24 protein-coding genes and 1 pseudogene are annotated in these 25034 nt (G+C 70.0%); 14 read left to right on the top strand and 11 right to left on the bottom strand.

What is annotated here, in order from left to right; genetic code table 11:
* Positions 1–151: 151 nt before the first annotated feature.
* Both ACFUJR_RS08925 and ACFUJR_RS08920 read left to right on the top strand, forming a co-directional pair.
* Entirely contained in the window at positions 152–2836 is a 2685-nt protein-coding gene (locus ACFUJR_RS08925; protein WP_383175565.1) for a LuxR C-terminal-related transcriptional regulator, read from the top strand.
* Positions 2837–2963: 127 nt separating this feature from the next.
* The gene (locus tag ACFUJR_RS08920; protein ID WP_383175562.1) at positions 2964–3161 is read left to right on the top strand and encodes a hypothetical protein; all 198 of its coding nucleotides are present in this window, start codon (positions 2964–2966) and stop codon (positions 3159–3161) included.
* A 30-nt stretch (positions 3162–3191) separates the two neighbouring features.
* Here ACFUJR_RS08920 and ACFUJR_RS08915 read toward each other — a convergent pair whose 3' ends face one another.
* Together ACFUJR_RS08915 and ACFUJR_RS08910 are read right to left on the bottom strand one after the other, a co-directional pair.
* Positions 3192–4553: an anaerobic sulfatase maturase gene (locus ACFUJR_RS08915; protein ID WP_383175559.1), complete on the bottom strand. Its 1362-nt coding sequence runs from the start codon at positions 4551–4553 to the stop codon at positions 3192–3194.
* 253 nt (positions 4554–4806) lie between these two features.
* Positions 4807–5211, bottom strand: coding sequence for a hypothetical protein (locus ACFUJR_RS08910; protein ID WP_383175556.1), 405 nt, complete (start codon positions 5209–5211; stop codon positions 4807–4809).
* 491 nt (positions 5212–5702) lie between these two features.
* Here ACFUJR_RS08910 and ACFUJR_RS08905 point away from each other — a divergent pair, with 491 nt between their 5' ends.
* From ACFUJR_RS08905 to ACFUJR_RS08890, 4 genes are all read left to right on the top strand, one after another.
* Positions 5703–8057 carry an arylsulfatase gene (locus tag ACFUJR_RS08905; RefSeq protein ID WP_383175553.1) on the top strand — a complete coding sequence of 785 codons (2355 nt, stop codon included), beginning with the start codon at positions 5703–5705 and terminating at the stop codon, positions 8055–8057.
* A gap of 48 nt (positions 8058–8105) precedes the next feature.
* Entirely contained in the window at positions 8106–8480 is a 375-nt protein-coding gene (locus ACFUJR_RS08900; protein ID WP_383175551.1) for a carboxymuconolactone decarboxylase family protein, read from the top strand.
* Entirely contained in the window at positions 8477–8884 is a 408-nt protein-coding gene (locus ACFUJR_RS08895) for an SHOCT domain-containing protein (protein WP_383175548.1), read from the top strand. The genes ACFUJR_RS08900 and ACFUJR_RS08895 overlap by 4 nt, the downstream gene beginning before the upstream one ends.
* Before the next feature lie 78 nt (positions 8885–8962).
* Complete coding sequence (locus ACFUJR_RS08890; protein WP_383175545.1) at positions 8963–9964, top strand: DUF389 domain-containing protein; 1002 nt, start codon at positions 8963–8965, stop codon at positions 9962–9964.
* A gap of 184 nt (positions 9965–10148) precedes the next feature.
* On the opposite strand, the gene ACFUJR_RS08885 is transcribed toward ACFUJR_RS08890, so the two are convergent.
* Positions 10149–11483 (bottom strand): hypothetical protein, encoded by a 1335-nt coding sequence (locus ACFUJR_RS08885; RefSeq protein WP_383175542.1) that lies wholly within the window; start codon positions 11481–11483, stop codon positions 10149–10151.
* Positions 11484–11631: 148 nt separating this feature from the next.
* Between ACFUJR_RS08885 and ACFUJR_RS08880 the strand changes: the two are divergent.
* Positions 11632–11835: pseudogene (locus ACFUJR_RS08880) on the top strand (site-specific integrase); the annotation flags it as partial.
* A 7-nt stretch (positions 11836–11842) separates the two neighbouring features.
* Here ACFUJR_RS08880 and sodN read toward each other — a convergent pair.
* On the bottom strand, positions 11843–12238 hold the full coding sequence (gene sodN / locus ACFUJR_RS08875; RefSeq protein ID WP_352187010.1) for a superoxide dismutase, Ni: 396 nt from the start codon (positions 12236–12238) through the stop codon (positions 11843–11845).
* Between the two features lie 151 nt (positions 12239–12389).
* Here sodN and sodX point away from each other — a divergent pair, with 151 nt between their 5' ends.
* A complete protein-coding gene (gene sodX, locus ACFUJR_RS08870; RefSeq protein ID WP_383175586.1) occupies positions 12390–12824 on the top strand; it encodes a nickel-type superoxide dismutase maturation protease in 435 nt (144 codons plus the stop codon).
* Here the strand turns inward: sodX and ACFUJR_RS08865 are convergent.
* Positions 12728–13357: a CGNR zinc finger domain-containing protein gene (locus ACFUJR_RS08865; RefSeq protein ID WP_383175539.1), complete on the bottom strand. Its 630-nt coding sequence runs from the start codon at positions 13355–13357 to the stop codon at positions 12728–12730. The two genes, sodX and ACFUJR_RS08865, sit on opposite strands and share 97 nt — an antisense overlap.
* Before the next feature lie 95 nt (positions 13358–13452).
* On the opposite strand from ACFUJR_RS08865, the gene ACFUJR_RS08860 reads away from it, so the two are divergent.
* A complete protein-coding gene (locus tag ACFUJR_RS08860) occupies positions 13453–14217 on the top strand; it encodes a class I SAM-dependent methyltransferase (RefSeq protein WP_383175536.1) in 765 nt (254 codons plus the stop codon).
* Between the two features lie 80 nt (positions 14218–14297).
* Here ACFUJR_RS08860 and ACFUJR_RS08855 read toward each other — a convergent pair whose 3' ends face one another.
* The 3 genes from ACFUJR_RS08855 to ACFUJR_RS08845 are packed head-to-tail and all read right to left on the bottom strand — an operon-like array spanning position 14298 to position 16994.
* Entirely contained in the window at positions 14298–15059 is a 762-nt protein-coding gene (locus tag ACFUJR_RS08855; RefSeq protein WP_383174916.1) for an amino acid ABC transporter ATP-binding protein, read from the bottom strand.
* Positions 15056–15997: an amino acid ABC transporter permease gene (locus ACFUJR_RS08850; protein WP_383174919.1), complete on the bottom strand. Its 942-nt coding sequence runs from the start codon at positions 15995–15997 to the stop codon at positions 15056–15058. The genes ACFUJR_RS08855 and ACFUJR_RS08850 overlap by 4 nt, the downstream gene beginning before the upstream one ends.
* 28 nt (positions 15998–16025) lie before the next feature.
* Positions 16026–16994, bottom strand: a complete 969-nt coding sequence (locus ACFUJR_RS08845) for an ABC transporter substrate-binding protein (RefSeq protein ID WP_383174922.1) — start codon at positions 16992–16994, stop codon at positions 16026–16028.
* Positions 16995–17526: 532 nt separating this feature from the next.
* On the opposite strand from ACFUJR_RS08845, the gene ACFUJR_RS08840 reads away from it, so the two are divergent.
* From ACFUJR_RS08840 to ACFUJR_RS08830, 3 genes are all read left to right on the top strand, one after another.
* Positions 17527–18735: an NADP-dependent malic enzyme gene (locus ACFUJR_RS08840; RefSeq protein WP_383174925.1), complete on the top strand. Its 1209-nt coding sequence runs from the start codon at positions 17527–17529 to the stop codon at positions 18733–18735.
* Between the two features lie 277 nt (positions 18736–19012).
* Complete coding sequence (locus tag ACFUJR_RS08835; protein WP_383174928.1) at positions 19013–19978, top strand: zinc-binding dehydrogenase; 966 nt, start codon at positions 19013–19015, stop codon at positions 19976–19978.
* Positions 19979–20097: 119 nt separating this feature from the next.
* Positions 20098–21525 (top strand): cellulase family glycosylhydrolase, encoded by a 1428-nt coding sequence (locus ACFUJR_RS08830; RefSeq protein ID WP_383174931.1) that lies wholly within the window; start codon positions 20098–20100, stop codon positions 21523–21525.
* On the opposite strand, the gene ACFUJR_RS08825 is transcribed toward ACFUJR_RS08830, so the two are convergent.
* Together ACFUJR_RS08825 and ACFUJR_RS08820 are read right to left on the bottom strand one after the other, a co-directional pair.
* Positions 21522–22409: a helix-turn-helix transcriptional regulator gene (locus ACFUJR_RS08825; protein WP_383174934.1), complete on the bottom strand. Its 888-nt coding sequence runs from the start codon at positions 22407–22409 to the stop codon at positions 21522–21524. The genes ACFUJR_RS08830 and ACFUJR_RS08825 overlap by 4 nt on opposite strands.
* Position 22410: 1 nt before the next feature.
* A complete protein-coding gene (locus ACFUJR_RS08820) occupies positions 22411–23271 on the bottom strand; it encodes a DUF4097 domain-containing protein (protein WP_383174937.1) in 861 nt (286 codons plus the stop codon).
* Between the two features lie 148 nt (positions 23272–23419).
* Here ACFUJR_RS08820 and ACFUJR_RS08815 point away from each other — a divergent pair, with 148 nt between their 5' ends.
* Positions 23420–24250: a hypothetical protein gene (locus tag ACFUJR_RS08815; protein WP_383174939.1), complete on the top strand. Its 831-nt coding sequence runs from the start codon at positions 23420–23422 to the stop codon at positions 24248–24250.
* A 120-nt stretch (positions 24251–24370) separates the two neighbouring features.
* Here ACFUJR_RS08815 and ACFUJR_RS08810 read toward each other — a convergent pair whose 3' ends face one another.
* The gene (locus ACFUJR_RS08810) at positions 24371–24553 is read right to left on the bottom strand and encodes a DUF6104 family protein (protein WP_037695221.1); all 183 of its coding nucleotides are present in this window, start codon (positions 24551–24553) and stop codon (positions 24371–24373) included.
* Positions 24554–24650: 97 nt separating this feature from the next.
* Between ACFUJR_RS08810 and ACFUJR_RS08805 the strand changes: the two genes are divergently transcribed.
* A partial coding sequence (locus tag ACFUJR_RS08805; protein ID WP_383450288.1) for a CU044_2847 family protein occupies positions 24651–25034 on the top strand: 384 nt, incomplete at its 3' end.

Raw genomic sequence — 25034 nt, 5'->3', positions numbered from 1 at the left:
CACCGGCCGGACGGCCCGGTGATCGAACTTCCCCGCCTGCTCGCCCGACCCGTGCCGGTGCAGGCTCGGAGCCGCGCCGCGGCGGAAGGGCACGCGACGGAGTCGCTCCCGATTTGACTCCGCGGGCGGCTCTGCCACTGTGGTGAGTGTCATGGCCCACACATCCCGCGGCTCCGCCGGGGCCCGGACACCGAACGGCGACCCCGTTCTCGCTGCTCGGTTCACCGTCCCCAGCGTCCCCCCGACGTTCGTCGGCAGGCGCCGCGTCACCGAACGCCTCACCCGCGCCCTGGCCGGTCAGTGCCGTTTGGTCCTGGTGAACGGTCCAGCGGGGGCGGGCAAGACGTTGCTGGTCGCCAGCCTGGCCGGCAGGCGGCCTCTGCCGGCCAGGCTGGTGTGGCTGACGGCCGAGTCCGGGGACAACGCCCCGGGCGTCTTCTGGGCTTACGTCCTGGAGGCCCTGCGTCATCATGGGGTCGCGCTTCCCGACGGCATCGGCAGTCCCGCTCGCCCCGATGAGGTCGACAACTCGCTGCTGTCCCGGCTCTCGGCGTGCCTGAACGGCCGGACCGAGCCGGTGATCCTCGTTCTCGACGAGTTCGAGCGGGTTTCCGCACCGGAGGTCGCGGACGAGCTGCAGTTCGTACTCCACCACGCGGGCGCGGGGCTGCGCCTGGTCCTCGTCAGCCGTACCGAGCCGCTGCTGCCGCTGCACCGGTACCGCGCCGCCGGCGAAGTGACCGAAATCCGAGGTGCCGACCTGGCGTTCCGGCCCGAGGAGACGGCCGATCTGTCGCGTCGGCACGGTCTGCCCCTGTCGGACGAGGGCGCCCGCACGCTGACCGAAAGGACCGGTGGGTGGGCCGCAGGGCTGCGACTCAGCATCCTGGCGGCGCAGCGGGCGGACGACCCGGAGAGTTTCCTGAAGGAGTTCGAGGCAGGGCAGAGCACCGTCGCGGACTTCCTGCTGGCCGAGGTGCTGCAGACCCAGTCCGCCGCGAGCCGGGACCTGCTGTTGCGGACCAGCATCTGTGAGCGGACCCATCCGGGTCTGGCGAACGCCCTCACAGGACGGGACGATGCCGCTCTCGTTCTCGCGGAGCTGGAGCGCGCGAATGCGTTCGTCGAGCCGATCGGTCACTCGTGGTACCGGCTTCATCCGCTGTTCGCCGAGATCCTGCGCGCCCATCTGAACAGCAGGCACCCTGGGCTGGAACGCGAGCTGCACGGCGTGGCCGCCCGATGGCTGAGCGATGCCGGACTGCTCATGGAGGCTCTGCCACACGCCGCCGACGCGGGGGACTGGACGTTCGCGGCTGACCGGCTCGTCGACGACCTGGCGATCGGGCACCTCCTCGCGGGGCTGGACGCGGACCGTCTCGGTGTGCTGTTCACCCGGATGCCGCCGGACACGCCCGGCCCCGCCGCCGACCTCGTTCGCGCTGCCCGTGCCCTGGCTCGGTACGACGTCGGCCGGGGTCTCGCGAACCTGAGCCGGGCGGAGGCTCACCTACCCCCGGTCGAGGCACAGGACGCGTCGGCGGTCCATCTCAGCTGTGCGTTGCTGCGGGTGCTGGCCGGCGGGCTCCTCGGCTCGGCGGACATGGCCGAGACCGCTGACCGGCGCGCCGAAGAACTCGGCTCACGGGAGGTCCTCTCGAAGCGTCTGGAGGCGCATCCGGAGATCCGGACGCTGAGGCTCGCCGCTCTGGGAGCGGCTCGGCTGTGGGCAGGCCGCTTCGACGAGGCCCGGGCGGCGCTGGCCGCTGCGGTGCAGGCGCCCGACCGCACCTCGACGGCCCTCCCCCGACACGACTCCCTGGAGCGGCTCGCCCTGATCGACGTCCTGGAGGGATGGCCGGGCCGGGCCGAGGCGCACGCGAGGCAGGCGATCGCAGAGGCGGAGCGGTCCGGTCTGCCGCCCTCGGCGCGCACTCCGCTGGGGCAACTGGTGCTGGCGGCCGTCGCGATCGAGCGCGACGAACTCGACTCCGCCCGGGCGCATGTTCACCGTGCGACCCTGTCGTCTCCCCGCTCCCGCGATCCGATCACCACGTCCTGGCTGATCGTCACTCGTTCGCGGTTGCTGCTCGCCGAGGGCAGCCCCGCCAAGGCGCTCCACGCACTCGACGACATACGGGAGATGCCGTCCGCCGAGATGCCCTCACCGTGGGTGGACGCCCAGGTGGCGCTGGCCGCGGCCGCCGTGCACACCGCCCTGGGGCGCCCTCGGGCGGCGGCTGAGGTCTTGGCCGGCCGGTTGGACGACGGACCGGAGTGTGTGATCGCCTCCGCCCGTGCTCGGCTGGCGGCCGGCGACGAGGAGGCGGCACTCTCCCTCCTCGACATCCTGCCCGGCCCCGACGGCCAGGGACCAGCCGTCACGGTCCGGACCCTGCTGGTGCGGGCCGAGGCCGCCCGCCTGCTGGGCAACGAGGCCGCGGCCCAGCACCTTGTCGCCCGTGCCCTGGCTGTCGCCCGGCCCGAGCGCCTGGGGCGTCCGTTCCTGGAGGCCGGGTGCTGGCTTCGGGAGCTGCTCGACCGCCGGCCCTCTCCGGGCCAGCGACACGGCTGGCTTCCGACCGGCCTGGTCGCGGAGCCGAGCGTGGTGGACACCGGCGGGCCCGCCCTCGCTCCCGTGACCGAGCCGCTCAGCGACCGCGAACGCGAAGTCCTGGGCCGACTGGCGCAGATGATGTCGACGGAGGAGATCGCCGCCGAGCTCTTCCTGTCCGTCAACACGGTCAAGACCCACCTGAGGCACATCTACCGCAAACTCGCGGTGACCCGGCGCGGCGAGGCCGTCCGACGGGCCCGGGAACTCGACTTGCTGTGACACCCTCCCGCGAGCGTCCTCCGGCGATCGGGCGAGGTCACCCGGCCGGGGTGATGGACCGCTCCGTACGACGGTAGAACATGAGCACCTGGGTGCCCGGAGAACCACACCCGCGAGGGGTGCGCTCATGCAATACGAGATCCGCGTCGAGGGACAGATGTCGAGAACGATGACCGAAGCGTTCCCGGAGCTGGAGAGCTGCGTCATGTCCGGACAGACCCTGTTGTTCGGCCAGGTCATCGACGAGGCACATCTCTACGGGCTGCTCGCGCGGTTCCAGTCGCTCGGCCTCCACGTGGTGGAGATGCGCAGGACCGCTCCCTGAGGTGCTCTGACGTGTACAGGACGTCGGGTGCTACCGCGGACCCGCCGCGACGGGCCTGCCGTGGCAGCGTGCCCACTTGCGTCCGCCCCCGCACGGGCAGGGCGTGTTGTGGGGCCGTTGCGCGTCGGCTTCCTCGTACTCGCGCATGATCAGTGCGGGGGCCCGCCCCTGACGCAACAGTTCGGCCATCGTACGCATCGGGCGGTCGACGTGGTGGAAGAACGCCTTGAAGCCGGCGCACAGATGGTTGAGGCCCGGCTCGCCGTCCGGGGTGGTGTCGAAGCGGTCCTTGGGGCAGCCGCCGTGGCAGGCGAAGCGGACGTCGCAGTCCAGACAGGAGCGGGGAAGGGAGTCGTACTTGTCCTGGCCGAACTTCCGTTGCCGAGGTGAGTCGACCAGCTCCAGCAGGTGCCGGTCGCCGATGTTGCCGAGCAGGTGCCCGGGCTCGACGAAGTGGTCGCAGGAGTACAGGTCCCCGTTGTGTTCCAGGGCGAGTGCGCTGCCGCAGGTCCTGGAGTGTACGCACAGGGAGGGCGGCTCCCCGTACCAGTTGGCCAGGGCCACGTCGAACATCTGGACGTAGACCCGGCCGACGTCGTGACGTACCCAGTCCTCGAAGACGTCGATGAGGAATCGGCCGTACCGCTCCGCCGTGACCGACCGGTCGGTCACGCGGTCGCCCTCCTGTCGGTACAAGGGCCGGTCCTTGGCGCGGGCGCCCCAGCCGTCGTTGGCCAGCGGCAGGTCGTGCGTGGTGGAGCGTTCCACGATCGGGATGAACTGCACGTGCTGGGCACCGCACTCGTCGCGCAGAAAGGCGTAGACCTCGCGGCCATGCCCGGCGTTGGCGTCGTGCAGCGTGGTCAGAGCGTTCCACTCCACGCCGTGCTCGCGCAGCTGCCCCAGTCCGCTCATGACGCGGTCGAAGGTGGGCTTGCCGCCCTTGTCGACCCGGTAGGTGTCGTGGAGCTCGCGGGGGCCGTCGATCGACAGGCCGACGAGGAAGTCGTTGTCGCGGAAGAAGCGGGCCCATTCGACGTCCACGAGCGTGCCGTTGGTCTGGATGGTGTTGACGATCCGCTGGCCGGGACGGGCGTACCTGCGCTCGTACTCCACGGACCGGCGGAAGAAGTCGAGGCCCATCAGCGTCGGCTCACCCCCCTGCCACGCCACAGTGACCTCGGGCGCCGTGCCGTGCGCCTCGATCAGCTGCCGGATGTAGGCATCGAGCAGTTCGTCCGCCATACGGAACCTGCTGCCCTCGTAGAGCAGCTCCTTGGACAGGAAGAAGCAGTACGTGCAGTCCAGGTTGCAGATCGCCCCGGTCGGCTTGGCCAGCAGATGGAACGGCCGGCGCCGAACGGTCGGATCGGGCAGCTCTACGGTGCTCATCGGCCCAGCATGGGACGCCTGCCCCGCTGACCGCGTCACCCGGCACGGGTGACGCGGTGAGGTTCCCTCGTACGCCGTCAGAGGCGATCGCGAGCACCGTCAGAGGTGATCGCGGGGCGAGCGGGTCGTCCCGGCCGGGCCCGCAGCGGGCCATCGGCCGGCCCGCGGCTCGTCCTGCTCACGTGTGGCGAAGAGCGCGACGAGCACGTCCTTCACCTCCTCTCACCTCGGGCGGCCGCCTCGGCGCTCTCCGTCAGGGTTCCCGCCGCACGACGCACAGCGCCCAGATGACGAAGGCGTACAGCGCGATCAGGATGATCGACCAGAACGGGTAGTACGGGATCGACAGGAAGTTGGCGATGATCAGCAGGCCCGCGATGCCGACCCCGACGACGCGAGCCCACGTGGCGCGGGCGAAGAGACCCATGCTCACGAGGATGGCGATCACGCCGAGGACCAGCTGGATCCAGCCCCAGCTGGTCAGGTCGAACTTGAAGAGGTAGTTGGGGGTGGACACGTAGATGTCGTCCTCGGCGATCGCCATGATGCCCCGGAAGAGGTCCAGGATGCCGGCGATGAACAGCAGGACGCCGGCGAGCGTGGTCAGTCCTCCTGCCGCCGCTTTCGAGGTGTCCGAGCGGTTGTGGGTCGTGGTCATGGGTGTTCCTCACTTCGTCGGTGCGACGCAGCGCCCAACGCTGCTTCTTCGAGCATGCGAGGCGGGTCGGCAGGCGTGATCACCCGAGGCGGGTGATGTCGGCCGGCCGGATCGCTGGTGCGCTGAAGCCCGTGGACGGAAGTGCCCTCAGACGAGCGGTGAAGCGTGGACCGATGTGGCTGTGGCGGACGTGGCCGCCGCGTACGCGCTGGGCTCCCGCCGGCCGGCCTCGACACCGGTGTCGTCGGCGGTGGTTTTCGTCGGCAGGACAAGGAGCAGGACCGGAGGCAGGGAACCGTGTGACGGCGTCCCCTCCCCGAGAACGCCGTCAGACACCGACGGATCACCGCTCGACGACGTCGGCCCGCCCCACGGCCCGATGTGCCGCTCCAGGGCTCTGTCACCCGTAGGGGGTGAGGCGGGACGTGGCCGTCCCTGGTGATGGTGGAGGGGCAACCGGTCAAGGGCTCGGGGCAGCGAGGAGAACCGTCATGGCCAAGCCGTTCAAAGGGAAGATCGCCCTCGACATCCGTGATTCGCAGCCGGACTGGGCACCGTATCTCGCGCCGAAGGCACCCGAGAACGCCCCGAACGTGCTGGTGATCGCGTGGGACGACGTCGGATACGGGACGATGGACTGCTTCGGCGGCCCTGTGCGCACGCCGACGATGTCGCGGATCGCCGACATGGGGGTGCGCTACTCGAACTTCCACACCACGGCGCTGTGCTCCCCGACCAGGGCCTCCCTGATGACGGGCAGGAACGCGACGTCGAACGGGATGGCGACGGTCGCCGAGTTCAGCGCCGGCTTCCCCGGCATCTCCACCCGTATCCCGTTCGAGAACGGATTCATCTCCGAGGTCCTGGGCGAGCGCGGCTACAACACGTACTGCGTCGGCAAGTGGCACCTCACCCCCGGTGACGAGACCAACATGGCCGCGTACAAGGGCCGCTGGCCCCTCGGGCGCGGCTTCGAACGGTTCTACGGCTTCCTCAACGGCGAGTCGAACTCCTGGTACCCGGACCTGATCCACGACAACCACCCCGTCGACCCGCCGGCCACGCCCGAACAGGGCTACCACATCGCCAAGGACTTCTCCGACAAGGCCATCGAGTTCATCCGCGACGCCAAGGCCGTCGACCCCGACAAGCCGTTCTTCATGTACCTCTCCCTCGACGCGGCCCACGCGCCGCACCACGTCTTCAAGGAATGGGCAGACCGGTACAAGGGCGTCTTCGACGAGGGCTACGAGGCGATCCGGCCCGGAATCCTGCGCCGCCAGAAGGACACGGGGCTGCTGCCCGAGGACACCGAGCTCTCCCAGATCAACCCGCACGGCGAGCCCACGGTGACCGGGCCGGACGGTCAGCTGTGGCCGATGCTCGACACCGTCCGGCCCTGGGACGACCTCAGTGCCGACGAGCGAAGGCTGTTCGTCCGCATGGCCGAGGTGTTCGCCGGATACGTCTCCTACAGCGACGACCAGCTCGGCCGGGTCCTCGATTTCCTCGAATCCTCCGGCGATCTCGACAACACGATCATCGTGGCCGTCTCCGACAACGGGGCCAGCGGCGAAGGCGGACCGAACGGGACGTTCAACGAGTGGCGGTTCTTCAACGGCATGGACACGCCGACCGAACTCTCCCTGGAACACCTCGACGAACTCGGCAGCCCGACGTCGTACAACCACTACAACACCGGTTGGGCCTGGGCGTTCGACACGCCGTTCCCGTACTGGAAGCGCTGGGCCGGTTACGAGGGCGGCGTGGCCGACATGTGCCTGGTCGCCTGGCCCGCGGGGATCGAGGCCCGGGGAGAGGTGCGCCAGCAGTACGTCCACGCGGTGGACGTCGTGCCCACGCTCTACGACCTTCTCGGCATCGAGCCGCCCGAAGTGCTCAAGGGCTACCCGCAGAACCCGATCGAAGGCGAGAGCTTCAAGGCGTCGCTCACCGACCCCGAGGCGCCCGGACGCCAGACCCAGTTCTACGCGATGCTGGGGCAGCGGTCCATCTACCACGAGGGCTGGCTGGCCTGCACGGTCCACCCGCCCCTGAGCGGCTGGGGCCACTTCGAGAACGACGTGTGGGAGCTGTACGACCTCACCAACGACCGCGCGCAGTCGACGGACCTGGCGGCGCGGGAGCCGGAACGGCTGGAGACCCTCAAGAGCCTCTGGTACTACTACGCGGGCATCTACAACGGGCTGCCGCTGGACGACCGAAGCGCCCTGGAACAGGTGCTGGCCGAGCGCCCGCACGGCAGCCCCGAGCGCGACCGTTACGTGTACTACCCCGACTCCGCGGCGGTGCCCGAACAGTCCGGCGTGGTGACCAGCGGGCGCTCGTACACCATCGCCGCCGGGGTCGACGTCGGGTCGGCCGACGCCGAGGGCGTTCTCTACGCCCATGGCGGTGTGGCGGGCGGCCACAGCCTCTATGTCAAGGACCACCGCCTGCACTACGCGTACAACTGGGTCGGCAGCAACCTCCAGGTCGTGGACGCGGATCGGGAGCTCCCGCCGGGCAAGCACGTGCTCACGGCCGAGTTCGCGGCGAACGGGCGCAACGGCGACCCCGCCATGCCGGGGGCAACGGGAACCCTCACCCTCTACATGGACGACCAGGAGGTGGGCCGCGAGGACATCGTCACCCAGCCCGGCTCGTTCTGCGTCGTCGGGGACGGGATCTGCGTGGGCCGCGACGACGCCTCGCCGGTCACACCCGACTACCAAGCACCCTTCCCCTTCACCGGCGGCACGATCGACAAGGTCGTCGTCGACGTCTCCGGCGAGCGCTACGTCGATCACGAGGCGCAGGTACGCGGCTGGTTCATGATCGACTGAACGCAGGTCGCCCACGAGCAAGGAGAGCTGGACGAAGGGAGCCTGAGGATGACCGGGAACACGGCCGGTGCGGGAGGCGTCAGCGCCCCCGGCGCGGCGGACGCGCCTGTGCGCGACACTCTGGTCCAGATGACGCTCAACGCGTTCGAACGATCCGGACTGGACTCCGAGACGTACCTGCTGACCCGCATCGCGGCGCTGGTGGCCATGGGTGCCTCCCCCGCCTCGTACCTGCTCAACCTCGGCGCCGCCGACGAGATCGGCGTGCCTCTGGAGAGGATCCAGGGCGCCCTCGTCGCCGTCGCGCCCGTGGTCGGCAGCGCCCGTGTGGTGACCGCCGCGCGCGGCATCGGGGAAGCCTTCGGGCTGGACCTGCTGCCCCTGCTGTCCGGCGGAGGAGAAGAGGAAGGAGCGACGACATGAACCTGGCCTACGACTACCCGGTCCTCGGAGCGTTCTGGACGGTGATGTGGATCTTCCTATGGGTCCTCTGGATCGTTCTGCTCTTCCGGGTCATCGGCGACATCTTCCGGGACGACGAGCTCAGCGGGGCGGCGAAGACGGGATGGCTCGTCTTCGTGGTCCTCGTCCCCTTCCTCGGCGTGTTCGTCTACGTCCTTGCCCGGGGCAAGGGCATGGGCAAGCGCGAGACGAGGCACGTCCAAGCCCAGCAACAGGCTCTCGACGACTACATCCGTGAGACCGCCGGCAGTGGCACCGGGCCCGGGAACGAGGCGGATCAACTCGCCAAGCTCTCCGAGATCCGCGCCAAGGGCGACATCACCGACACCGAATTCCAGCGGGCCAAGGAGAAGATCCTCCACTGAGCCGCAGGCCGGAGCAGGAATCATCTGCTCCCGTGTCCTGCCCGTCGGAACCGGCCCGGTCGTGGTTGTTTTGGAGGCATGACAGGCAAGGTGCGCGCCCGTGTACTGCCGGCCTCACAGCGCCGTTCCCTGGACGAACTGACACAGGATCTCGTTCTGTCGACCGGGGACACCGCGTCCAAGCAGTCGGCCTTCTGGACGATGCTGACGCTGTCCTCGGTCATCGCGGCCGGCGGGGTGCTCACCGACTCGACGGCGACGGTGATCGGCGCCATGATCATCGCGCCGCTGTCCACACCGATCATGGGCATCGCTCTGGGCTCGGTGCGGCGCCGTCGCACCGGGTCGGCCGCGATCGTCCTCCTCGCGTGCCTGTTGGTGATCGCGGTAGGGGTGGTCATGTCGTTGGCTCTGCCGAGCAACTACGACCTGCTGTCGAACAGCCAGATCTCCTCACGTACGTCGCCGGGCCTGATGGACCTGATCGCCGCCCTGGCGACCGGCTTCGCCGGAGCGGTGGCGTTGGCCCGCCGCGACGTCGCCGCCGTGCTGCCCGGCGTCGCGATCGCCATCTCCCTCGTCCCGCCTCTGGTGGTGGTCGGAGTGTGCCTGGGACAGCTGTCGGGATGGCTGGCACTGGGCGCGCTTGCCCTGTTCGTGTCGAACCTCTTCGCCCTGGTCTTCGCCGGCATGGTGGTGTTCGCGTCGCTCGGTTACGCCGCGGAGGCAGACAAGGCAGCCGGGCGCCCCGCCCGGGGGGCATCTGTCGCCATGGCCCTGCTGTTCGTCGTCGTGCTCGTTCCGCTGGCGGCCAACACCGCCACCACGTTGCTGCTCAACGCCTGGACCGGCCGCACCAAGGAGGCCGCGGAACAGTGGCTCGGGGAGGAGTCGGGCGCGACCGTCACGAGTGTCGACGCGGTCTCCCGGACGATGTACATCCACGTTCGTACCCCAGGAGAACTCCCGCCGGTGAAGTCCCTGCTCGACCGGCTCGAGGGACGGATCCCGGACGGCATCCCCGTCGTGGTGGACACTTCGCGCGGTCGGCGTATCGACGCCGGAGAGGTCGGCGACTGAGCGTCGCACCGGCGTCCTGCCCGGAAGGGCCGGCGACTGAGCGTCGCCTGGGCGTCCTGCCCGGAGAGGTCGGCGACTGAGCGTCGCGTGGACGTCCTGCCCGGAAAGGCTGCCGAGGTCCTCCCGGCTTCGCTGAGCGGTCGGTCTCACCGGGATGTACGCAGGAAAGCCGTCGAGGCAGGCGTCAGTGTGTGACGGCCTCGGTCCGCGAGTCGGCGGGGGGAGCGGAGGGAGCATCCAGGAATTCCCGGATCGCGAAGCCCACGAGCGTGATCACGGCGGTCCACACCACGACCGCCGTCGTCGGGTAGCTCCAGGTGAAGAGCACGACCGCGGCGACCACCAGGATGGCCACCCCGATCCAGCGCTTGAAACGGTGGACGAACCGCCCGACCGCCCCGAGGCGCAGCCCTGCCGATGTCGCCACGTCGCGGAGGGCGCCGATGCTTCTCCGGCAGCCGGTGCGGGTGAGAACGGCGATCCGGGACGGACCGGCGAGGAAGGCGCCGATGGCGGTGAAGAGGGCGATCGCGGCGAGCGCGCGCACGCCGGCCCGCAGGAACTTGACCAGTGCGTCGTACACGGATCCTGCGGCGGCCTGGGACGTCCCGGGAGGCAGATGGTCGAGATAGACGTCACGGGCGACGGTGAGGCCGATTCCGAGAACCAGCATGGCGACGAAGACGGCCAGCGCGGCTCCGATGAGAGCGTGCCTCCGGTTGAACGCCACGTACACTCCGGCGGCCGCGATCAGCAACGCGATGACGGGCAGCCAGCCGCCGAGGATCTCCAGCACCCGAACGTAGGTCTTGACCTTGCCGACATCCTCCGACGCGAACACCACGAAGTCCGTGTGGACGACCGGGATCTTCGCGGCGGGCGAGAAGCCGGCGTCGACCAGTTGGTCCTTCACCTGGGCGACGATCGGACCGACGTCGATGACGACCTGGTTGTTCTCCAGCCTGACCGTGCTGTCGGACTGGCCCGTCAATGCTTTGTCCAGCGCCGCGTGCGCCCTGCGGTTGGCGTTCACCCAGACCGTCTCGAAGGCACTGCTGGTGACCACCCGCTCCACCGTGCTGCTGACCAGCCGCTTGAGACCGTTCGCGATCGGGCCGTCCAGATCGCCCAGCAGCGTGGCCACCCGGGGCGGGACACCCTGCTGCGCGGCCGCGTCCGTCAACTGCTTGACCAGCGCGTCCACGTCGACCTGGGCCAGCACGGCGTCGGTGACCCGGTTGGTGACCGCCTGCTGCACATCGGGATCGCTCGCGAGCGGTCCGACGGTGGCGACGTACCGGTCAGTGTCCTGCACGATGCTGTTCGCCCACACGGCGACGACGGACAGCAGCGACAGCAGGGCGGCGAGGAGGATCAGCAGGACCGAGCCGAGCGAGCGGAACGGGTGATGCCGCGCCACCCGGGCTGTCCCGGCACCCTCCAGGGCATTGACCCGCTGCCGGAGTTCGTCCAGCTCGCCGCGTTCCCTGGCCGAGAGCTCGTCACCGCTGTCGCTCATGGCCACCAGCAGATCCGTGTGGCGCACAGCCCGCGACCCGGGCGAAGCCAGGCGGGTGAACGACGTACCGGGGCGCGACGCCAGCGGCCCGATCCCGGGCCTGCACGTCGCAGGTGTCGTCCGTTCCCTCGATGCGGAAGCGGATGGTGTCGCCCGCGGCGCGAGCGTCAAGCAGGTGCAGCTCGTCCTCGGGTACGCGTCCGCCGTCATCACCTTGCGGATCCACGCGCACCTGTGGCCCGGGGAAGAAGACCGCACCCGGGCCGTCACGGACGCCGTGCTCGGCGGCCTGCGGACCGGGTGCGGACCTGGAGACACTGCAACCAAAGAAATCGCAGGTCAGGGGGCATGATCGAAGATCAGGCCTTCTTCGTCTCCCAGAAGATGCGGTCTACCTCGGCGATGAGCTCCAGCGCCTTCTCGCCCGTCTTCGGGTCCGTCGACGCCTTGGCGGCCGAGAGGGCCTTCAGGGTGTCGTTGATGAGCTGGTGCAGCTCCGGGTGCTTCTCGAAGTGCGGAGGCTTGAAGTAGTCGCTCCACAGCACCGAGATGTGGTGCTTGGCGAGCTCCGCGCGCTGCTCCTTGATGACCGTGGCACGCGCGCGGAAGTGCGCGTCCTCGTTGGCCTGGTACTTCTCCTGGACGGCCTTGACCGACTCGGCCTCGATCCGGGCCTGGGCCGGGTCGTAGACACCGCAGGGGAGGTCGCAGTGGGCGCTGACCTTCACCTTGGGGGCAAACAGGCGGGAGAGCATTGAGCTGTCCTTCCTCGTGATCGTCTTCTCAGGTGGGAGATTACTCCCCGAGAAGGCTGTTTTCGCGAGCGCCCCCTAGGGCTTAGGACAAAAGTCCAGGGTCACCATGGGACTCGTGTACGAGTGGACGATCGGATCGGGAGGTGCCGGAATGACGGACGCGGGGCGGGAGCCGGGGCGGGGGGCCGGGCCCCTGTTCGGGATCGCCGAGGTGACGGGGGTGTCCATGGTGCCCACGCTGCTCCACGGCGACCAGCTCCTCGTGCACTACGGCGGGCGGTTGCGGCCCGGCAGCGTGGCCGTGCTGCGTCACCCGCTCCAGCAGGATCTGCTCATCGTGAAGCGTCTGATCGAGCGGCAGGGCGCCGGCTGGTGGGTGCTCGGGGACAACCCGGCCGCCGAGGGCGACAGCCGGGTCTTCGGCGCCGTGCCGGCCGACCTGGTCCTCGGACGCGTACGGGCGCGCTACCGTCCCGTCACGCCCGGGCGTCAGCGGTCCGTCGGGGTGGTGCTCGCCTGGCTGTTCTCCGCGCTGAGGCCGGTCCGGTCCGACCGTTCGGCCTCCAGGCGCTTGCGGGCCCGGTAGGCGGCCACGTTGGCGCGGGTCGCGCAGCGGTCCGAGCAGTAGCGGCGGGAGCGGTTGGTCGAGGTGTCGAGGTAGGCGTTGCGGCACGGCGACGCCTGGCAGAGACCCAGCCGGTCGGCGCCGAACTCCGTGAGGTGGAAGGCCAGCCCCATAGCCGCGATCGCGGCGAAGCCCGCCGTCGCGTTCGAGGGGTGGTCGGCGAGGTGCATGTGCCAGCGTGGATGGCCCTCCTCGTCCAGATAGTCGTGGCCCGAGATCTGCGGGCTGACGGGGAACTCCAGGAGCAGCGAGTTCAGCAGGTCCACCGCCTGGGTGTGGTCGCCCTCGTCCGCCGCGGTGAAGACCGCGCGCAGCCGGGCCCGTACCGAACGGAAGCGCGTCACGTCGGCGTCCGTCACCCGCCGGGCCATCTGGGAGGCCGCGCCGAAGAGCTCCCGGACCGCCTCGACCGACGTCAGGGAGTCCTTGCCGCGGGTCGGCTCCTCGGTGTTGACCAGACGCACGGCGTAGTCCGAGTAATAGGCCAGTTCCACTTGTAGTCCTTACGGCGGAGGTCTAGTGTCGGGTGCGGGAGGGGGTAATGGACGTTCCCCCTTCGAGGGTATTACGAAGAGGGCGAGGTAGAGCGATGACGGACGCGGCGACGACCGGAACCGACTGGGCGGCCTGGCAGGAGAGCTGGGACCGCCAGCAGGAGTGGTACATGCCGGACCGCGAGGAGCGGTTCCGCGTGATGCTCGACATGGTCGAGGCCGTGGTGGGGCCGGAGCCCCGCGTCCTGGACCTGGCGTGCGGTACAGGGAGTATCACGGATCGGCTGCTCAAGCGGTTCCCGAAGGCGACCAGCGTCGGCGTCGACCTCGACCCCGCCCTCCTCGCCATCGCCGAGGGGTACTTCGCGGGCGACGACCGCGTCACCTTCGTGACCGCCGACCTCAAGGACCCGGAGTGGGCCACGGCGCTTCCGTACGACGCGTACGACGCCGTGCTCACCGCCACCGCACTGCACTGGCTGCACACCGAGCCGCTCACCGCGCTCTACGGGCAGCTCGCCCGCCTCGTCCGGGACGGCGGTGTCTTCATGAACGCCGATCACATGATCGACGAGACCACCCCCCGGATCAACGCCGCCGAGCGCGCCCACCGACACGCCGTCATGGAGCGCGCCAAGGCCGCCGGCGCCCTCGACTGGGCCGAGTGGTGGGCCGTGGCCGCCAAGGACCCGGTCCTCGCCGAACCGACCGCCCGCCGTTTCGAGATCTACGGCGAGCATGCCGACGGTGACACGCCGTCCGCCCGCCGCCACGCCGAGATCCTCCGCGCCGCCGGCTTCGCCGAGGCCCGGCCCGTCTGGGCCTCGCCCTCGGACGCCCTGGTGCTGGCCGTGAAGTAACCCGCCCGTGTGTACGGAGAAGGGGCGGTACGGGTTCCCGTACCGCCCCTTCGTCCTGCCGGCCGCAGCAGTCCGGCCGGCTACAGCACCTTGGACAGGAACGCCTTCGTGCGGTCGTGCTGGGGGTTGCCCAGGACGTCGCGCGGGTGGCCGGACTCGACCACGACGCCGCCGTCCATGAAGACGAGGTTGTCGCCGACCTCGCGGGCGAAGCCCATCTCGTGGGTGACGACGATCATCGTCATGCCGTCCTCGGCGAGGTCGCGCATGACGTCCAGGACGTCACCGACCAGCTCGGGGTCGAGGGCCGAAGTCGGCTCGTCGAAGAGCATCAGCTTCGGCTCCATCGCCAGCGCGCGGGCGATGGCGACACGCTGCTGCTGGCCGCCGGAGAGCTGGGAGGGGTAGTTCCCGGCCTTGTCGGCCAGGCCGACCCGGTCGAGCAGCCGCTCGGCCCGCTCACGGGCCACGGCCCGGCTCTCGCCCTTCACCTGGATCGGCGCCTCCATGACGTTGGCCAGGGCCGTCATGTGCGGGAACAGGTTGAAGCGCTGGAAGACCATGCCGATGTCGCGGCGCTGGGCGGCGACCTCGCTGTCCTTCAGCTCGTAGAGCTTGTCGCCCTTCTGGCGGTAGCCGACGAGCTGACCGTCGACGTAGAGCCGGCCGGCGTTGATCTTCTCGAGGTGGTTGATGCACCGCAGAAACGTCGACTTGCCGGAGCCGGAGGGACCGATGAGGCAGAAGACCTCGCCGTTGTTCACCTCGAGGTCGATGCCCCGCAGGATGTGCGCGGGTCCGTAGGACTTGTGGACGCCCTCGGACTTCACCATGAGGGTCATCGGGTCACCGCCTCACGGTTCGAGAATCGGGTGAGGTTCGTCTTGATCTTCTGCCAGGGCGTGGGCGGCAGGGAGCGCAGCGAGCCCTTTGCGTAGTGGCGCTCCAGGTAGTACTGGCCGACGCTGAACACCGAGGTGAGGATCAGGTACCAGATCGAGGCGACGAAGAACATCTCCATGACCGCGAACGAGGTCGAGGCGATGTCCTGCGCTGCGCGCAGCAGGTCCGGGTACTGGACGGCGACCACCAGGGAGGAGGTCTTGAGCATGTTGATGAACTCGTTGCCGGTCGGCGGGATGATGACCCGCATCGACTGGGGCAGGACCACGCGGCGCATGGTCTTGGCCTGGGACATGCCGAGCGCGTGAGAGGCCTCGGTCTGGCCCTCGTCGACCGACTGGATGCCCGCCCGGACGATCTCCGCCATGTACGCGCCCTCGTTCAGGCCCAGGCCCAGCAGGGCGGCCAGGAACGGCGTCATGACGTCGGTCATCTCGTCCTTGTAGAACCCGATGTTGAACACCGGGAAGATCAGGGCGAGGCTGAACCAGATGAGGAGCTGGACGTAGACCGGGGTGCCCCGGAAGACCCAGATGTAGAGCCAGGCGACCGAACTGGTGACCGGGTTCTTCGACAGACGCATCACGGCGAACAGCACACCCAGGGCGAGGCCGAGGGCCATCGAGGCGACGCTGATGAGGATGGTGTGCCACAGACCGCTCAGGATCGTGGAGTCGAACAGCTTCTCCGGAATCGTGGCCCAGCGGACGTTGCCCTGGGAGAAGGCGGAGCCCAGCAGGACCAGGAGGGCGACCACGACGACGCCGGCGACCCAGCGTCCGTAGTGGCGGACCGGAATGGCCTTGATGGCCTCGGGCGGGACCCCCGACGGGGCGGGCGACGCCCCGTCGGGAACCTTGTCGAGCTTGTCAGTCACAACGACTGCCCTTCAGTGGTGCGTAGGATCAGGAGCCGCCGTTGATCTTGGCCGCGGGGATCGCGCCGTCCCCGGCGTTCCACTTGTCCAGCGCCGCCTTGTAGGTGCCGTCCTTGATGATCGCGTCCAGGGCTTCCTTGAGCGCGTCACGCAGCTGCGTGTCCTTCTTGTCGACCGCGATGCCGAAGTAGCCCGCGTCCGTCTTGTTGGCGATGGCCTCGAAGTCGTTGCCGCCGCCCGCGGTCTTCGCGATGTACGCGGCGACCGGCGAGTCGTTCAGGTCGGCGACGGCGCCGCCCGCCTTGACGCGGGTCTGGGCCTCGGCGTCGGTCGGGAAGGACTCGAAGGTGAGGGCGGGCTTGCCGTCCTTCTTGCACTTCTCGGCCTGGTCCTTGGCGGCCTGCTCGTACGTGGTGCCTCGCTGGACGGCGAGCTTCTTGCCGCACAGGTCGTCCAGGGACCGGATGTTCTCCGGGTTGCCCTTCTTCACCAGGATGCCGGTGGAGGCGGTGAAGTAGTCGACGAAGTCGACACCCGTCCCGACCTTCTGACCCTTGTCGTCCAGACCCTCCTGGCGGGCCTTGGTGTCGGTCATCGAGGACATCACGATGTCCGTACGGCCGGTCGGCAGCGCGGTGAGCAGCGTGTCGAAGGTGCCGCTGTTGAACTGGAATTCCACACCGAGCTGCTTGGACAGGGCGGCGGCGATGTCGGGGTCGACACCGACGACCTTGTCCCCCTCCTTGAACTCCATGGGGGCGTAGGTGGCGTCCGTGCCGACCTTGATGACGCCGGCCTTCTGGATGTCGGCGGGCAGCTTGGAGAAGAGCGGGGCGTTGGAGGCGGCGCCGGTCTTGGTGCCCTCGGCGGAGCCGCCCTCGGTCTGGTCGCCGCAGGCGGTCAGCAGCATGGAGCCGGCGACCGCGACGGCGGCGACCGCGGCAAGACGGGAGGTGCGGGTCTTGGCGGTCGTGCGGCGCGTGGAGCGTGCGGTCATGGTCGGGTTCCTCCGGCTGTATGAGGGAGTTGCCATAGGCCGCACGCACCTTCGGGTGTCGCGACCTCGTGTGATTACGCGCATCTTGCCATTCGGACTGCCCGATTCGGACGGCCTCGCATGTCAAAATCGGATAACGGGTGACCCCCGAATCCCGACAGGCCGGTACATCAGGGCCGGACCTTCTTCCGAGATTGCCTGTCACCGCCGAAAAATCTGCGGTCGATCTCGCCATTCGGACGACACGAATACCACGATTCGGTCCACCTATGAACATATCCGGACATCAGGCGACGCGCCTGGTGTGCGCAAGGTGCCGATACGGCTGTATGAGCCACATCACCGCTCCGTATTGGACTCGTCTACGGTGATGTACGTCCGGTAAGAAGGATCCTTACACCCCTCATCCGGGGCTCAGGGCGCGTTGTGCGGCGCGCCCGCGCGGTTGCCAGACACGGCGACCGCGGGACCCGCCCACCCCTCAACCAGGAGTGGCCACCCTCAAATGAAGAAGACTTAAGGGGTCAACCCAATGGCAGCGGAGATCGTCAATCCTCGCAGCGAGAGCGGTACGGATGGGGCTCAGGAGCCCTTCGATCCGGCGTTCGCGCTGCATCGCGGCGGCAAGATGGCCATCTCGGCCACGGTGCCGCTGCGCGACAAGGACGACCTGTCCCTCGCGTACACGCCCGGCGTCGCCAAGGTGTGCACCGCGATTGCCGAGCAGCCGGAACTGGTCCACGACTACACCTGGAAGTCTCAGGTCGTCGCGGTCGTGACCGACGGTACGGCGGTGCTCGGACTCGGCGACATCGGCCCGGAGGCCTCGCTTCCGGTCATGGAGGGGAAAGCGATCCTCTTCAAGCAGTTCGGCGGCGTGGACGCGGTGCCGATCGCGCTCGCGACCACGGACACCGACGAGATCGTGGAGACCGTCGTCAGGCTCGCCCCGTCCTTCGGTGGAGTGAACCTGGAGGACATCTCGGCGCCGCGGTGCTTCGAGATCGAGCGCAAGCTCCAGGAGCGCCTGGACATCCCCGTCTTCCACGACGACCAGCACGGCACCGCCGTCGTCACCCTCGCCGCGCTCCGCAATGCGGCGAAGCTGACCGGCCGTACCCTCGGTGACCTGCGCGGAGTCATCTCCGGCGCCGGTGCGGCGGGTGTCGCCATCGCCAAGTTCCTCCTCAAGGCGGGGCTCGGCGACGTGGCCGTCGCGGACCGTAAGGGCATCGTCAGCCTGGACCGGGACGACCTGACCCCGGTCAAGCGCGAACTCGCGGAGATCACGAACAAGGCCGGCCTCTCCGGCTCCCTGGAGACCGCCCTGGCCGGCGCGGACGTCTTCATCGGCGTCTCCGGCGGTACGGTCCCCGAGGCCGCGGTCGCGTCCATGGCGCCGAACGCGTTCGTGTTCGCCATGGCCAACCCGAACCCGGAGGTCCACCCCGACGTCGCGCACAAGTACGCGGCCGTCGTGGCGACCGGTCGTTCGGACTACCCGAACCAGATCAACAACGTGCTCGCCTTCCCGGGCATCTTCGCGGGTGCCCTTCAGGTCCGTGCCTCCCGGATCACCGAGGGCATGAAGATCGCCGCCGCCGACGCGATCGCCGGCGTGGTCGCCGACGAGCTCTCCGCCGAGTGCGTGATCCCGTCGCCGTTCGACGAGCGCGTCGCCCCGGCCGTCGCGGCCGCGGTCGCCGCCGCCGCCCGCGCCGAGGGCGTGGCGCGCCGCTGACGCGTCCGTCGCACCGCGAAGGGCCGTTCCCCAACCCGGGGGGCGGCCCTTCGCCGCGTGTGGGGCCCGGGGGCGGCCCGTCGTCCTGTGTGGGGTCCGGGGGCCTGTCGTCGTGTGTGGGGTCCGGGGGTGGCCCTTCGTCGTGTGCAGGGATCGCCGAGGCGTCTCGCGGCCCCACGGACGGGCGGCCGCGCGGGCCGCCGCCGTCACACGCTGATGCGTGTGTCACATCCGTGCGTGGTTCCGCCGCGCGGGTGGGGGACCCTACGCTCGGCCCATGTTCGCTGCCTACGCCGCCCGAATCGACCGCGACCAGCCCCTGAACGGCCTTGAGCTGGGGGAACGACCCGAGCCCGAGGTGCGTCCCGGGTGGACCACCGTCACCGTCAAGGCCGCCTCGCTCAACCACCACGACCTCTGGTCGCTGCGCGGGGTCGGGCTGCCCGAGGAGAAGCTGCCGATGATCCTCGGCTGCGACGCCGCGGGCATCGACGAGAACGGCAACGAGGTCGTCCTGCACTCCGTCATCGGTCAGTCCGGCCACGGGGTCGGCCCCGACGAGCCCCGCTCCATCCTGACCGAGCGCTACCAGGGCACCTTCGCCGAGCGCGTCACCGTTCCCTCCTGGAACGTGCTCCCCAAGCCCGAGGAGCTCTCCTTCGAGGAGGCCGCCTGCCTCCCGACCGCCTGGCTCACCGCGTACCGCATGCTCTTCACCAACGCGGGCGTGCGCCCCGGCGACTCGATCCTCGTGCAGGGCGCGGGCGGCGGGGTCGCCACCGCCGCCATCGTCCTCGGCAAGGCCGCCGGCCTGCGGGTCTTCGCCACCAGCCGGGACGAGGCCAAGCGCAAGCGGGCCGTCGAGCTCGGCGCCGTCGAGGCGTACGAGCCGGGCGCGCGGCTGCCGAAGCGCGTGGACGCGGTCATCGAGACCGTCGGCGCCGCCACCTGGTCGCACTCGGTCAAGTCACTGCGCCCCGGCGGCAGCCTGGTGATCTCGGGCGCCACGAGCGGCGACCGCCCCTCGCACGCCGAGCTGACCCGGATCTTCTTCCTGGAGCTGAAGGTCGTCGGCTCCACCATGGGCACCAAGGACGAGCTGGAGGACCTTCTGTCGTTCTGCGCCGCCACGGGCGTACGGCCGGTGATCGACGAGGTGCTGCCCCTGGAGCGGGCGCGCGAGGGCTTCGAGAAGATGGCCTCGGGCGAGCTTTTCGGAAAGATCGTCCTGACGACGTCTTGATGGATCGTCAGATCTGCTGATGGGATCTCCGGCACCGCGCTCACCGCGAGCGCCTCGTGCCGGAGGTTCCGTTGTCACGAACGTCACGAACGTCACGAACGTCACGAACGTTGCGAGCGTTGCGTACGCCCCTTGCCGTAGGCGCCGTCGTCGCCGCGCTCCTGGCCCCCACGGCCGCACGCGCCGACCCCGGAACGACGGCGACCGGCATACCCGCCGTCACCGACGACCGCGGCCGTGCCCTCACCCTGCGCGGCTGGAACGTCGAGGACAAGGTGAACCGTGGGGACCGGGCCCTCACCGCCATCACCGAGCGGCACTTCAGGGACATGCGAGCCAAGGGCTTCAACTTCGCCCGGCTGCTCGTCTTCTGGGACGACCTGGAGCCGCAGAGCGGGCTCTACAGCCAGGCATACCTGCGGAAGATCGAGCGCGTACCGGACTGGGCGGAGAAGTACGACGTACAGGTCCTCATCGACGCCCACCAGGACGTCTTCGGACCCGCCTTCGGCCACCGGGGCGTGCCCGCCTGGGCGACCAGGACGGACGGGCTGCCCTTCACCCCACACCCGGACGACTGGTTCGCCGAGTACTTCGAGCCGGCCGTGCAGCGCGCCTTCACCCATCTCTACGAGGACGAGGACCTGCGGCGCGCCCAGGCGGCGATGTGGCGCGTGCTCGCCGACCGCTTCGAGGACCACCCGGCCGTCCTCGGCTACGACCTGATCAACGAGCCGATGGGGGAGCTGCGCGAGGGCGAGGACCTGCCGACCGCCGCCCGCCGGATCGAGCGCGAGCAGCTGACTCCGATGTACAACCGGCTCGCGGACGCCGTTCGCTCGGTCGACCGGGACACCTGGATCTTCGTCGAGCCGACGCCGATCGTCGGCGAGGGCGTGCCGACCGGCCTGGGCAGGATCGAGGACCGGAAGGTCGTCTACGCCCCCCACTTCTACAACACCGCGATGGAGGCGGGCGCCGACTACGACCCGGCGGCGGGCTGGATCGAGATGTACGAGCAGGCGGTGACCCGGTACCCCGAGGAGTACAAGGTCCCGGTCGTCGTGGGGGAGTGGGGACCGCTCAACAACTCCCTGCCGAACATGAACCGCTTCTACCGTGAGGCGATGGCCTCCCTCGGCCGGTACGGCAGCGGCTGGGCGGGCTATGTCTGGTGCTATGGCGGCGGGTACTGCGCGGTGGACGGCGCCGGGGCCCTCCGTACGAACAAGGAGCTGACCGTCGAGCCCTACGCGGAGGCGGTCGCGGGCACGGTCACCTCCTCCTCGTACGACTCCGGGACGGGCGTCTACCGCCTCGCGTACGAGTCGTCCCGGCGCGGCACCCGGGTCACCGAGCTGTCGCTTCCCCCGGGCGCCTGGCAGGTGACGGCCCGGGGAAAGGCCGTGGTGCGCCGCGAGGGCGCGGGCAGGGCCCAGGGTGCGGGCGGCGTTCGGGGCGCGGGCAAGGCCTGGGTCCTCGCGGCGCCGGGTGCCCGGGTGACGGTGACGGTCACCCGGGAGACCCGTCAGGAGGTGTCGTCCTAGGCGTCCTCGCGTTCCGGGCGCAGCAGGGAGGCGATCCGGTCCGCCGCCGTGGACAGATGGCGGCGGGCCTCCGTCAGCTGGGCCGCAGTCACCCCGTGGTCCCGGGCCGCGTCGCGCACGTCGTCGCGGAAGCGGTCCAGGAGCCGGTCGAGATCGCGGGCCGGCTCGCCGGTCGACTCGACCGTCGCGGCCCAGTCCGAGACGGCCTCCTCCGGGGAGGAGACGCGGCCCGACGCCTTGGGGTGCGTCGTGCCCGTGACCAGGCCCCCCAGCTGCGCGGTGATGTCCGAGATGCCCTCCCAGACCCCCGACGGCCAGTCGCCGCGCGCGAAGCGGTCCTGGACCTGTTCCTGGACCTGCTGGGCGATCCGCTGGAACTCCTTCGCCTGTCTGCGCGCCGACTGCGCCTCCTCGCGGGCCTGGCGGGTCTGTTCCCTCCACTCCTGCTTGGCGCGGCGCAGCTCCTCCTTGGCGTCGCCGAACGAGGAGCCCTTCTGCCGGGTCTCGCTCGCCGCCGCGCGCATCTCGCTGCGCAGCTTGCCCGCCGCCCCGCGCACGTCGTCGCGGATCTCGGCGGCGAGCTCGGAGACCGACTCCCGGATCTCCCGCTCCAGGTCGTCCAGTTCGCCGCCGCGGCCGGCCAGCTCCGCGCGGCCGGCGTCGGTGATCGAGTACACCTTGCGGCCGCCCTCCGTGGCGTGCGTGACCAGGCCCTCGGCCTCCAGCTTGGCGAGCCGGGGGTAGACCGTGCCGGCGGAGGGGGCGTACAGCCCGTGGAAGCGCTCCTCCAGGAGTCTGATCACCTCGTAGCCGTGGCGAGGAGCCTCGTCGAGGAGCTTGAGCAGGTAGAGGCGCAGTCGGCCGTGAGCGAAGACGGGCGGCATGTCACAGCACCTTTCCGGAGGCGTGGTCGAGGTCGTCGGAGCCGACCGGGTCCGGGCGGCGCAGGAGGGCGATCGAGCCGGAGACCGTCGTGGCCTTCAGCGTGCCCCGGCCCTCGCCCAGCGTGCCGGTGATGGTCTTGGTCCCCCACTGCCCGGTGACCCGCAGGTCGTCGAATGCGTTGGAGACGGAGCCGCTCGTGGTGCTCGCCTCGACCCGGGTGTCCGACGGATGCGGGATCCGGATGGCGACCTCGCCCGAGACGCTCGTCAGCCGGATGTCGGCGGGCGGGCCGTCCAGGTCGACGGCGTCGAGATCGATCACCATGTCCCCGCTGACCGAGTCGGCGCGCACGGAGGATCCCGAGCCGTCGATGACCGTCAGATCGCCCGTCACCGTGTTGACTCTCAGCGCACCCGTGACCGACTGGGCCTCCAGGGAGCCGGAGACGCTCTCCGCGTGCACCGGGCCGGAGAGCCCGACGAGCGTGGTGTCGCCCGTGACGCCCTTGACGTCCGTACGCCCCTTGATGCCGGAGATGACCGCGCCCGCGCTCACCACGCCCACCTCGACGTCCGCACCGGCCGGGACGGCCACCGAGACGACGGCCCGGCGGCGGTGCCCCTTGCGGTCGAACCACTTGAGGAAGCCCTGCCAGTGCAGGTCCTCGTAGGTGACGGTGAGGGTGGAGCCCTCCTGGGTCACGATCAGCGGAGGGCCCTGGATCTCGGAGACCTCCAGGCGGGCGGTGCTCTCGGCGGTGCCCACCACGTTCACCGTGCCGCCGACGACACGCACCTGGAGGCGGCCCACGGGGTCGGTCAGCATGAGTCTCGTCGGCTCGGCCACGGACCACTCTGTCATCGTGCTGACCTCCCGTATCGGTGTCGCAACATATCGCGTCCTCGGTAGACACGATATATCGCGGTACAGGGAAGTCAACCCCCGTTCGGCGTGGACGCGGGCGAAGAATTGCCCTCTTATGCGGACAAACTGTCCTAGCGTAAGGCCCATGAACGCGACATCCGGATCGAGCCCCGTCGGCGCTCTGCTGCTCTGCCGCGCCGAGCCGCCGACGGTCCGCCCACCGGCCCAACTGCTGCGCGAAGAACTCCTCCTCGCCCCGGCCGGAACCGAATGGAGCGTCGTCGTCCCGGAGGGGAAGCCCTGGCTCCACGGCGGCGAGCCCGTCGAACGGGTCGTCAGCGGCTGGGCCACCGCGCTGGCCGTCTCCGCCGCCACCTGGCCCGTCCTCGCGCTGTGGTGGGACGCGGACCGGGCCGGTTTCGTCCTCGCCTCCGGATTCCGCCGCACGGTCGGCTACACCTGGCTCGCGGACGGCACCCCGGTCGGCGAGGACGAGGCCATGCGCACCTTCGCGGCCCGCCTCGCCCTCGATCCCGTACTCGATCTCCAGGCCCTGGAGCCGCTCACCGAACCGGACAAGGACGCCGACGCCCACGCCAGGCTCGTCGGCCTGACCGCCGTCCTCGCCCGCGTCGGCCTGGCCCTGCCCACCGGACTCGACCCCGGAGAGAGCGCGGACCGGCTCCGCTCCGTCGCTCTGGCACAGGGGGCCGAGGAGCTCGAATGGGCCGGCTGGCGCGACGCCGTGCGCGCCGAACTCGACGCGGTGGAGGGCGGCCCGCTCGGCCCGTTCCTACGCGGCCCCAGGGCCCGGCTGGTCGGCGCGGTCCAGCTCGGGGCGGGGCTGCCGCTGCTCGCCTGGGGAGTCGCCCGCCGCAACGGCGGCTGGACGGCGGCGGGGGTGCTGCTGGTCGCGCAGGGCGCGCTGGGACTCGCGTACGACCGACTGCGCGGTGACCGGACGGGCATCGCCTGACCGCGACCGCGCGGTGCACGACCCGGCGGTGATCGGCGACGCGACGAAGGCCCCTCGGCCCGTCACTCCTGACCGGCAGGACCGTCGGTCAGTGACCCGGAAAGGGGTCCCTGCGCGTCCTCACTCGTCCTCGTCCTCGTCGTCCAGACGGGCCAGCCAGGTCGCGAGGCGCTCGACCGGCACCTCGAAGTCGGGGTTGAGGTCGACGAACGTACGGAGCTGCTCGGCGAGCCACTCGAAGGAGACCTCCTCCTCGCCGCGCCGCTTCTCCAGTTCCTCGATGCCACGGTCAGTGAAGTACATGCGATCAGGATAGGCCGTGCTCCCGACGGGGCCCTCGCGCTTGTCAGTGGCAGCGATTAGCCTTCCTCATCATCGTTTCGGGGAGCGGGGGGCCGCTGTGACGCACGGGATCGCTCGGGTACGACTGGACGACGGCACACCTATCTGGGCCCGCATCAGCGAGCCGGACGAACTCGGGAGGGGCGGCGGCTTCACGGACACCGGCATCGGCGACCGGGTGATCTCGATGGCCGGGGGTCTCACCGACGTCGTACGGGGGGTCGTCGGCTCGCTGCGGGACGGGCTCGATCCTCAGTCGCCGGTCGAAGTCGCCGTCAGCTTCGGCATCGAGCTCTCCGCCCAGGCGGGCAAGGTGATCAGCGTCCTCGCGGAGGGCGGCGGTACGGCCTCGATCTCGGTCTCCCTCACCTGGACCGAACCGGGCCCGGGGGGTGGGCACAGAGGGAAGGACGAGGGCGGGGGGAAAGCAACGAGTGAAAGC

It is taken from the genome of Streptomyces sp. NPDC057271, from assembly GCF_042668715.1.
Taxonomy (GTDB): domain Bacteria; phylum Actinomycetota; class Actinomycetes; order Streptomycetales; family Streptomycetaceae; genus Streptomyces.
Note: the sequence above shows the minus strand (reverse complement) of the source record. Positions and strands in the feature narration are given on the sequence as shown.

Coding starts and splice junctions, on each gene's coding strand:
- ACFUJR_RS08915 (WP_383175559.1), bottom strand. CDS start 4,553: ATGAGCACCGTAGAGCTGCCCGATCCGACCGTTCGGCGCCGGCCGTTC.
- ACFUJR_RS08855 (WP_383174916.1), bottom strand. CDS start 15,059: ATGACCCTCATGGTGAAGTCCGAGGGCGTCCACAAGTCCTACGGACCC.
- ACFUJR_RS08825 (WP_383174934.1), bottom strand. CDS start 22,409: ATGCCGCCCGTCTTCGCTCACGGCCGACTGCGCCTCTACCTGCTCAAG.
- ACFUJR_RS08810 (WP_037695221.1), bottom strand. CDS start 24,553: ATGTACTTCACTGACCGTGGCATCGAGGAACTGGAGAAGCGGCGCGGC.
- ACFUJR_RS08920 (WP_383175562.1), top strand. CDS start 2,964: ATGCAATACGAGATCCGCGTCGAGGGACAGATGTCGAGAACGATGACC.
- ACFUJR_RS08815 (WP_383174939.1), top strand. CDS start 23,420: ATGAACGCGACATCCGGATCGAGCCCCGTCGGCGCTCTGCTGCTCTGC.
- ACFUJR_RS08890 (WP_383175545.1), top strand. CDS start 8,963: ATGACAGGCAAGGTGCGCGCCCGTGTACTGCCGGCCTCACAGCGCCGT.
- ACFUJR_RS08895 (WP_383175548.1), top strand. CDS start 8,477: ATGAACCTGGCCTACGACTACCCGGTCCTCGGAGCGTTCTGGACGGTG.
- ACFUJR_RS08925 (WP_383175565.1), top strand. CDS start 152: ATGGCCCACACATCCCGCGGCTCCGCCGGGGCCCGGACACCGAACGGC.
- ACFUJR_RS08835 (WP_383174928.1), top strand. CDS start 19,013: ATGTTCGCTGCCTACGCCGCCCGAATCGACCGCGACCAGCCCCTGAAC.
- ACFUJR_RS08905 (WP_383175553.1), top strand. CDS start 5,703: ATGGCCAAGCCGTTCAAAGGGAAGATCGCCCTCGACATCCGTGATTCG.
- ACFUJR_RS08845 (WP_383174922.1), bottom strand. CDS start 16,994: ATGACCGCACGCTCCACGCGCCGCACGACCGCCAAGACCCGCACCTCC.
- ACFUJR_RS08860 (WP_383175536.1), top strand. CDS start 13,453: ATGACGGACGCGGCGACGACCGGAACCGACTGGGCGGCCTGGCAGGAG.
- ACFUJR_RS08820 (WP_383174937.1), bottom strand. CDS start 23,271: ATGACAGAGTGGTCCGTGGCCGAGCCGACGAGACTCATGCTGACCGAC.
- sodN (WP_352187010.1), bottom strand. CDS start 12,238: ATGCTCTCCCGCCTGTTTGCCCCCAAGGTGAAGGTCAGCGCCCACTGC.
- ACFUJR_RS08900 (WP_383175551.1), top strand. CDS start 8,106: ATGACCGGGAACACGGCCGGTGCGGGAGGCGTCAGCGCCCCCGGCGCG.
- ACFUJR_RS08910 (WP_383175556.1), bottom strand. CDS start 5,211: ATGACCACGACCCACAACCGCTCGGACACCTCGAAAGCGGCGGCAGGA.
- ACFUJR_RS08885 (WP_383175542.1), bottom strand. CDS start 11,483: ATGAGCGACAGCGGTGACGAGCTCTCGGCCAGGGAACGCGGCGAGCTG.
- sodX (WP_383175586.1), top strand. CDS start 12,390: ATGACGGACGCGGGGCGGGAGCCGGGGCGGGGGGCCGGGCCCCTGTTC.
- ACFUJR_RS08840 (WP_383174925.1), top strand. CDS start 17,527: ATGGCAGCGGAGATCGTCAATCCTCGCAGCGAGAGCGGTACGGATGGG.